Here is a 6,938-nt window from a genome sequence, read left to right on the forward strand (position 1 = left end):
GGCTAAAGTGAGTTTTCATCGGACCCTTGCTTATCGAGACCGAACGTGTTGTGGAGCGTTCTTATGGCCAGTTCAGTATATTTTTCTTCAATTAGACAGGTAATTTTAATTTCGGATGTGCTGATCATCAGGATGTTGATGTTTTCGTCACGCAGTGCCTGAAATGCCTTGGATGCAACACCGGAGTGGTTGCGCATTCCGACGCCGATAACGGAAACTTTGCAAACATGCTGATCGTAAAGCACGTCCTGCGCTCCCATGGATTCTTTGATGGTATCAATGATCTCAAGGGTCTTATTCAGGTCCCCTCTGGGGATGGTAAAAGTCATGTCGGTACGGCCGTCACGGCTGGGGTTCTGGACGATCATATCTACCAGAACGCCTTCTTCAGCAAGAGGGGTGAAAAGAGTTGCAGAAACGCCCGGTTTATCCTCAACTTTGGATAGGGTTACACGGGCCTGATCTTTATCATATGCAATTCCGGAAACAAGTACTGATTCCATATTTTTATCCTCCTGAGTGACGTATGTACCGATCTCATCGCTGAAAGTAGAGCGGACATGAACTTTAACATTATATTTTTTAGCAAATTCAACCGAACGAATCTGTAGTACTTTCGCACCCATGCTGGCCATTTCGAGCATCTCGTCATAGGAGACGTGGTCCAGTTTACGGGCTTGGGAGCAGATGTTGGGGTCAGTAGTGAATACGCCCGGAACATCAGTAAAAATTTCACAGACATCAGCTTCGATAGCCGCGGCCATGGCAACTGCGGAAGTGTCGGAACCGCCGCGGCCAAGGGTGGTAATTCGCTTATTCAGGTCGCAGCCCTGAAAACCGGCCATGACTAGAATATCATGCTCTTGCAGCATTTCTTCAATTTTATCGCGATCAATATCAAGGATACGGGCACGCGAATAATTTGTGTCTGTTTTAATGGGAATCTGAAAGCCGAGCAGTGAGCGGGCTTTGATTCCACGATCATTCAGAAGCATGGAAAACAGGGCCACGGAAACCTGTTCCCCGGTAGAGACCAAAGAGTCCATTTCCGCGAGATCAGGATTTTCGGACCATTCATAGGCCAGATCAATTAACCGGTTTGTTTCACCGGCCATTGCGGATAGGACTACGATAACTTTGTTGCCTTTTTCGTAAGGCACCATGACTTTTTCCAGTACTTGCTTCATGCATTCGAGGTTCCTGACCGAGGTTCCACCGAATTTCTGTACTACGATGTTCATTTGAACATTATCTCCTTACCACATTAGTTCAACGGATGTTATTGGAATGACTTGAGAAGTGAGGCCAGCTCTTCATAGAGGGAGGTCGCTGAACCATGTAGGGTCAATTCTATTATTCTGCCGGATGCGGCAGGGGTCCAAGTGAAGAGCAATGCGTTTTCAGGCCAGAATTCCATATTCAGATACTGAATCCACTCTACAACTGTCAAAGTTTTTTTATCACTTAGCAGATCAAAGAAGTCATCATCAGGAGTCTGACCTTCCAATCTATAGAGATCAAAATGATTAACCTGCGGTTTTGTGGGATAAATATTAAGAATATTGAAGCTAGGGCTGCTTACTTCTGCGTTTTGCGCATCTGGAAAAGATTCTACCAGTGCTCGAACAAAAGTTGTTTTTCCTGCTCCAAGGTCGCCATTAAGAAAAATAGGAACCAGTTTCTTCGTTTCTAGAAAAAAAGAAGCCAGAGTGGAGCCGAGCTTCAAGGTCGCCTCCACATCCGGCAGATTGATGATCAGTTTATCATTACTCATTTTTATTTAGCTAAAACCTTTAAAACGTCTTCTTTGCCAACTACTCCGACGAGCTTGCCTTCTTCCACCACAGGCAGGGTGTAGAATTTTTTCTCGACCATGAGATCGGCAATTTTTTCGATACCTGTGTCAGGATCGATAGTTATGGGATTAGGTGTCATGGCATGTTCCACCTTGGTGGCCGCGATTTTGTTCACTTCACGCTCAAGTTCCTCATTGGAGGAGAAGGAAATGAATCCGTCCAGAATGGTGAACAGGGAAGGCATGGAAATGGATTTCTGCTGCGCCACAAGATCGCTCTGGCAGATAACCCCAACCAGCTTTCCGTCCCGGTCAACAACCGGGAGTCCGTTCAGGTGTTTTTCAAGCATAAGCTTGGCAGCGGTTGCCACGTCGTTTTCCGGTTCGAGGGTCAGGGCACCGGATGTCATAATGTCTTTGGCTTTCAGCATAATTCCTCCTTGAGCACTTGGGGGAGCACGTCAGCTATTTCAGTTGCGATGTTGCCTCGATACGGAAATTTTTCAGTCAGATACTGTCCTGCCAGTCCATGCCAGTATACCCCGATACACGCGCTTTGCATAGCAGGAATTCCTTTTGCCAGCAAAGCACCTCCCATACCGGCGAGAATGTCCCCGGACCCTGCTGCTGCAAGGTTCGGTGCGGAAAGGGGAGAGATCATAACTTGTCCATCCGGGCAGCCGATTACGGTACCTGCTCCTTTGAGAACCAGCAGGGTTTTGCATGCCGTTGCGAAGTCGCGGGCTGTGTTGATGCGGTCCGCTTCCACTTCGGGAATGGTGCTGTTAATCAGCCGGGCCATTTCTCCGGGATGCGGAGTTAGAATGGAATTTTCAGCGATTGATTCCAGCAACTCAGGGCGTTCAGCCAAAGCGTAAAGAGCGTCAGCATCATATACAGCCGGAGGATGCCCGTTTTTGATCACCGCTTCCACCAGATCGAGCGCGCCTTTATCGCGTCCAAGACCCGGACCAATGACCAATGCGTCATATTTATCAAGTTCCGGGAGCAGTTCCGCGATCATCTGATCATTCCACTGATCGCCGGAACCAAGCCCTTTAGTCATCAATTCAGGCTTGCCGGCCTTCACCTCGGAAGCAAGTCCGTCCGGGCAGGCCATGGTTACCAATCCGGCACCGGCACGTAGAGCGGAGATACCCGCTAGATGCAACGCTCCGGTCAGTCCTTTGGAGGCTCCCACCAACAATACATGGCCGGAACTTCCCTTATGCATGTCCGGTGAGGGTGAGGGAAGAAAATTAAGCACGTTATCGCTGATCAGCTGGTGCGTGGCTGGATGCTTGTATTTAACCTCTTCTGGAATGCCGATGTGAGTGACCACTAATATGCCAGTGTATTCATCCGCCTGCGGTAAGGCAAGGCCGATTTTGGCTTCCTCAAAAGTTACGGTCATATGCGCCCGGACAGCAACAGGTTGAGGAATGCCGGTCAGTCCGTTCAGGCCGGAAGGAATATCCACCGCAAAAATAAAGCTGTTTTGCGCCGCATTGATTGCGTCCACGATTGCATGGGCAAAAGGCCGCAGTTCCCCGGAAAATCCGGTACCGAGCAGCCCATCAATAATGATATCAGCTTCCGGCAGGATTACTTTTTCCGTGGCCCGGAAAAATTTCATGTTCACGCCCAACCGTGCGGCAATCTTCAGCATGTAAGCCGCATCACCTTTATACTTGCTCTTGGGAGCTGTATGCAGGATCAGAACTTCCGCACCCATATCTGCCAGCATGCGGCCCATGACAAAGCCGTCGCCGCCATTATTGCCTGATCCGGCGATGATCAGGATCTTTTTGCCGTAAACATCGCCATAGCCTTTAAGCAGGGCGAAAACAGCCTCGCGTCCGGCGTTTTCCATCAAGATCTCGCCCTTGATGCCGATTTCATTGATGGTGATTTTGTCCCAATTAGAAATTTCAGACGGGGTAGGAAGCGGTGAAAGCATGATCCCTCCGGGGGCTCTCCGAGGGCCAGAGAAACTTTTTAAAAAAAGTTTCTCTGGACTCTTCAAAAACTGTTAATAAGCTTCGCATATAGCTCGCTATGACAACTTTCAAATATACAAACGGCGAAGCCTTAATGAAAGGTTTTGGGATTCTTATTTTTCTAAAACTACCACGGCGGCTGCGGTGTCTCTGCCATGAGTAATGGAAATATGAATTCCTTGAACACCCATGGCTTGGCTACGTTCAAGGGCTTTTCCTAGAAAATTAAGCTGCGGTGCACCGGACTCCATACGGGTTATCTCAATTGTATGGAAAGTTATGCCCTCGGCGAATCCGGTCCCAAGGGCTTTGACTGCTGCTTCCTTTGCTGCGAATCGAGCGGCAACGTAGGGCACTGGATTCTTTGCCGGAAGCAGTTCCAGCTCTTTTGGGGTAAGGATCTTTTCCGTAAAGCGTTGGCCGTATTTATCCAGCGAACGCTTTATGCGGTCAAGTTCAGTTATATCAATTCCAAGTCCGATGATCATGGATTAATCAGCAAAGGTTCTAATTATTTCAACCATATCGCGGACTGCGCGATCAATGCCCACGTAAATGGCGCGGGACATGATGGAATGGCCGATGGAATACTCGATGATGCCGGGAACGTCTGCGAAATCGAGGATATTCACATAGTTCAGTCCGTGGCCGAGATTAACTTTGAGTCCGAGATCCTGAGACATCTTGATGCCGTCAATGATACGAGCAAGTTCGGCTTTCTGTTCGGCGCGTGTAGGGGCATCTGCAAAATGTCCGGTGTGGATTTCAACATACTCTGCACCGATGGCCTTGGCTGCTTTGATTTGGTCGGGGTCGGCATCGATGAACAAGCTGGAGCCGATTCCTTTTTCATGTAGTGGGGCAAGATATTCTGTGAGACGTTTTTCCTGACCGATGCAGTTGAGACCGCCTTCAGTGGTCAGCTCTTCGCGTTTTTCAGGTACAAGGCAGACGGTAGCAGGATCGATGCGCAGGGCAATTTGCTGCATTTCCGCAGTGGCGGCCATTTCAAAATGAAAGTCAGTCTGAATGGTCCTGCTAATCATATCGATATCGCGGTCCTGAACGTGACGGCGGTCTTCACGCAGGTGCATGATGATACCGACTGCACCGGCCAGTTCGCACATAGCGGCAGCGGTGACGGGGTCAGGTTCGATTCCATGGCGGGCCTGCCTGATAGTGGCAACATGGTCAACATTGACGCATAAGAAGGGCATGATTATATCCTCCGGTAAAATTATTTCTTAATTTAAGAAGTCGTTTTTTTATTATATTTAAATGAAGCTGAAAGCGGTTTTCGGCTTGCTAACAGCACAATATAGTTAATGGACTTTGATGGCAACCGTCATATCTTTGTAACCGCGAAGAGTTGACATTAAAAACATAAAGGCGTTATCCGCACTAGGATCAATCAAACGTCAGTCCGGCAATGAATATTATGCCAGCTAATTATAAAAAATAAAACGCTATAAATAAACGAGAGAACAGCTAATGAACATTTGTATTGTAGGGACCGGATATGTGGGTCTGGTCAGCGCAGCATGTTTTGCTGAAATGGGTAACCACGTCTGGTGCGTGGATGTTAATCCTGATGTTGTTGAAACCCTCAAGCAGGGCCAGGTTCATATTTTCGAGCCCGGTCTTGATGTCCTTGTTAAGCGTAACTATGAAGATAAAAGACTTTTCTTTACCACCGATCTTAAAGAGGGACTTGAAAAAGCCAAGTTCGTTTTCATCTGCGTAGGGACTCCCTGCGGTTCCGATGGCAGTTGTGACTTGAGCTACGTGGAAACTGTTGCCAGCCAGATTGGTCAGAATATGACCGAGCCTAAGATCGTGGTCGACAAATCTACAGTTCCGGTGGGAACCGCTGACAAAGTCCGTGCTACCATTAAAGAAGAACTTGATAAACGCGGTCTGGATATTGATTTTGATGTTGCTTCCAATCCTGAATTTCTTAAGGAAGGGGATGCTGTAAGCGATTTCATGAAGCCTGACCGGGTTGTTGTGGGTACTGAAAATGAAGAAACCCGCAAAGAGTTTGAAACTCTGTACGCACCTTACGCCCGCAGCCGTGAAAAACTTATTTTCATGGGCACCAGAAGTGCTGAGATGACCAAATATGCGGCTAACTGCATGCTGGCCACTAAAATTTCTTTTATTAACGAAATGGCCGGAATCTGCGAAAGGGTCGGCGCAAACGTACGTGAAGTACGTCTCGGTATCGGCTCTGACCATCGCATTGGCTACTACTTCATTTATCCCGGTGTAGGATACGGCGGATCATGCTTTCCTAAAGATGTGAAAGCCCTGATCAACACAGCCAAGGAAGTAGGCGCACAGCCTGAGCTTATTGAGGCTGTTGATGCCGTCAACAATCGTCAGAAAAAAATGCTTTCCTCAAAAATTCTGGATTACTTTGAAGCTCAAGGTGGAGTAAAAGGTAAAACCCTTGCATTGTGGGGGCTTGCATTCAAAGCTAACACCGATGATATGCGTGAATCTTCCGCTCTTTCCATCATTTCAGAGCTTACTGCCGCTGGTATGAAAATCAAAGCTTTTGATCCTGTTGCATACAAAAAAGCGGAAGAAATTCTGCGTGATAATGATCTGGTGGAGATTGTCCACAACCAGTATGAAGTGCTCGAAGGCGCGGATGCCCTTGCGGTTGTAACTGACTGGAACCAGTTCAGGAACCCGGATTTCGACAAGGTTAAAGATTCCCTTCAGGCTCCGTTGGTTTTTGACGGCAGAAACCTTTATGATCCTGCATATCTGGGAAGCTGCGGCTTCGCTTACTTCAGCGTCGGTCGCCGTCCGGTAGGTGCTGAAGGTTAGCCTTTACGAATAAGATAAGAATTGTCCGTTCTAGATGGAACGGGTTTGTGGATATGGGAAAAGTCCCTCTCGCTTTTGCGAGAGGGACTTTTTTTTGGTGGAAAGGTGAGTAGAAGGTGAGCAGGGGAGAATTGGTGTGGTCTGCTGATTTTCAATCAGGTGAAGTGCCCTATAGATGACGGACAGTCTTCGAGAGGTTAAGGTCAGCTCATGGAGAGACAGTCATGAGTAACCGAGAGTATTCAGAAGAATTTAGGAAGTCTGCCGTCAAGCTCGTCACCGATCTAGGCTATTCATATAACGAA

At 47.9% G+C, this 6,938-nt stretch carries 7 protein-coding genes; 1 reads left to right on the plus strand and 6 read right to left on the minus strand.

Features of this window, described 5'->3' with window-relative positions; genetic code table 11:
- Nucleotides 1–2: 2 nt before the first annotated feature.
- The 6 genes from D0S45_18955 to D0S45_18980 all read right to left on the minus strand — a co-directional run bounded on the left by D0S45_18955 (nt 3) and on the right by D0S45_18980 (nt 5,012).
- Nucleotides 3–1,241, minus strand: coding sequence for an aspartate kinase (locus D0S45_18955; GenBank protein TIH12182.1), 1,239 nt, complete (start codon nt 1,239–1,241; stop codon nt 3–5).
- Nucleotides 1,242–1,279: 38 nt separating this feature from the next.
- Complete coding sequence (tsaE, locus tag D0S45_18960) at nt 1,280–1,774, minus strand: tRNA (adenosine(37)-N6)-threonylcarbamoyltransferase complex ATPase subunit type 1 TsaE (protein TIH12183.1); 495 nt, start codon at nt 1,772–1,774, stop codon at nt 1,280–1,282.
- A 2-nt stretch (nt 1,775–1,776) separates the two neighbouring features.
- Nucleotides 1,777–2,226 (minus strand): CBS domain-containing protein, encoded by a 450-nt coding sequence (locus tag D0S45_18965; protein ID TIH12184.1) that lies wholly within the window; start codon nt 2,224–2,226, stop codon nt 1,777–1,779.
- A complete protein-coding gene (locus D0S45_18970) occupies nt 2,220–3,755 on the minus strand; it encodes an NAD(P)H-hydrate dehydratase (protein ID TIH12185.1) in 1,536 nt (511 codons plus the stop codon). The genes D0S45_18965 and D0S45_18970 overlap by 7 nt, the downstream gene beginning before the upstream one ends.
- Before the next feature lie 153 nt (nt 3,756–3,908).
- Nucleotides 3,909–4,283 carry a holo-[acyl-carrier-protein] synthase gene (locus D0S45_18975; GenBank protein ID TIH12186.1) on the minus strand — a complete coding sequence of 125 codons (375 nt, stop codon included), beginning with the start codon at nt 4,281–4,283 and terminating at the stop codon, nt 3,909–3,911.
- A gap of 3 nt (nt 4,284–4,286) precedes the next feature.
- The gene (locus D0S45_18980) at nt 4,287–5,012 is read right to left on the minus strand and encodes a pyridoxine 5'-phosphate synthase (GenBank protein TIH12187.1); all 726 of its coding nucleotides are present in this window, start codon (nt 5,010–5,012) and stop codon (nt 4,287–4,289) included.
- 274 nt (nt 5,013–5,286) lie between these two features.
- On the opposite strand from D0S45_18980, the gene D0S45_18985 reads away from it, so the two are divergent.
- The gene (locus tag D0S45_18985; GenBank protein TIH12188.1) at nt 5,287–6,633 is read left to right on the plus strand and encodes a UDP-glucose/GDP-mannose dehydrogenase family protein; all 1,347 of its coding nucleotides are present in this window, start codon (nt 5,287–5,289) and stop codon (nt 6,631–6,633) included.
- Nucleotides 6,634–6,938 lie beyond the last annotated feature (305 nt).

Source organism: Marinifilum sp. JC120, from assembly GCA_004923195.1.
Lineage (GTDB): Bacteria > Desulfobacterota > Desulfovibrionia > Desulfovibrionales > Desulfovibrionaceae > Maridesulfovibrio.

Coding starts and splice junctions, on each gene's coding strand:
- D0S45_18955 (TIH12182.1), bottom strand. CDS start 1,241: ATGAACATCGTAGTACAGAAATTCGGTGGAACCTCGGTCAGGAACCTC.
- tsaE (TIH12183.1), bottom strand. CDS start 1,774: ATGAGTAATGATAAACTGATCATCAATCTGCCGGATGTGGAGGCGACC.
- D0S45_18965 (TIH12184.1), bottom strand. CDS start 2,226: ATGCTGAAAGCCAAAGACATTATGACATCCGGTGCCCTGACCCTCGAA.
- D0S45_18970 (TIH12185.1), bottom strand. CDS start 3,755: ATGCTTTCACCGCTTCCTACCCCGTCTGAAATTTCTAATTGGGACAAA.
- D0S45_18975 (TIH12186.1), bottom strand. CDS start 4,283: ATGATCATCGGACTTGGAATTGATATAACTGAACTTGACCGCATAAAG.
- D0S45_18980 (TIH12187.1), bottom strand. CDS start 5,012: ATGCCCTTCTTATGCGTCAATGTTGACCATGTTGCCACTATCAGGCAG.
- D0S45_18985 (TIH12188.1), top strand. CDS start 5,287: ATGAACATTTGTATTGTAGGGACCGGATATGTGGGTCTGGTCAGCGCA.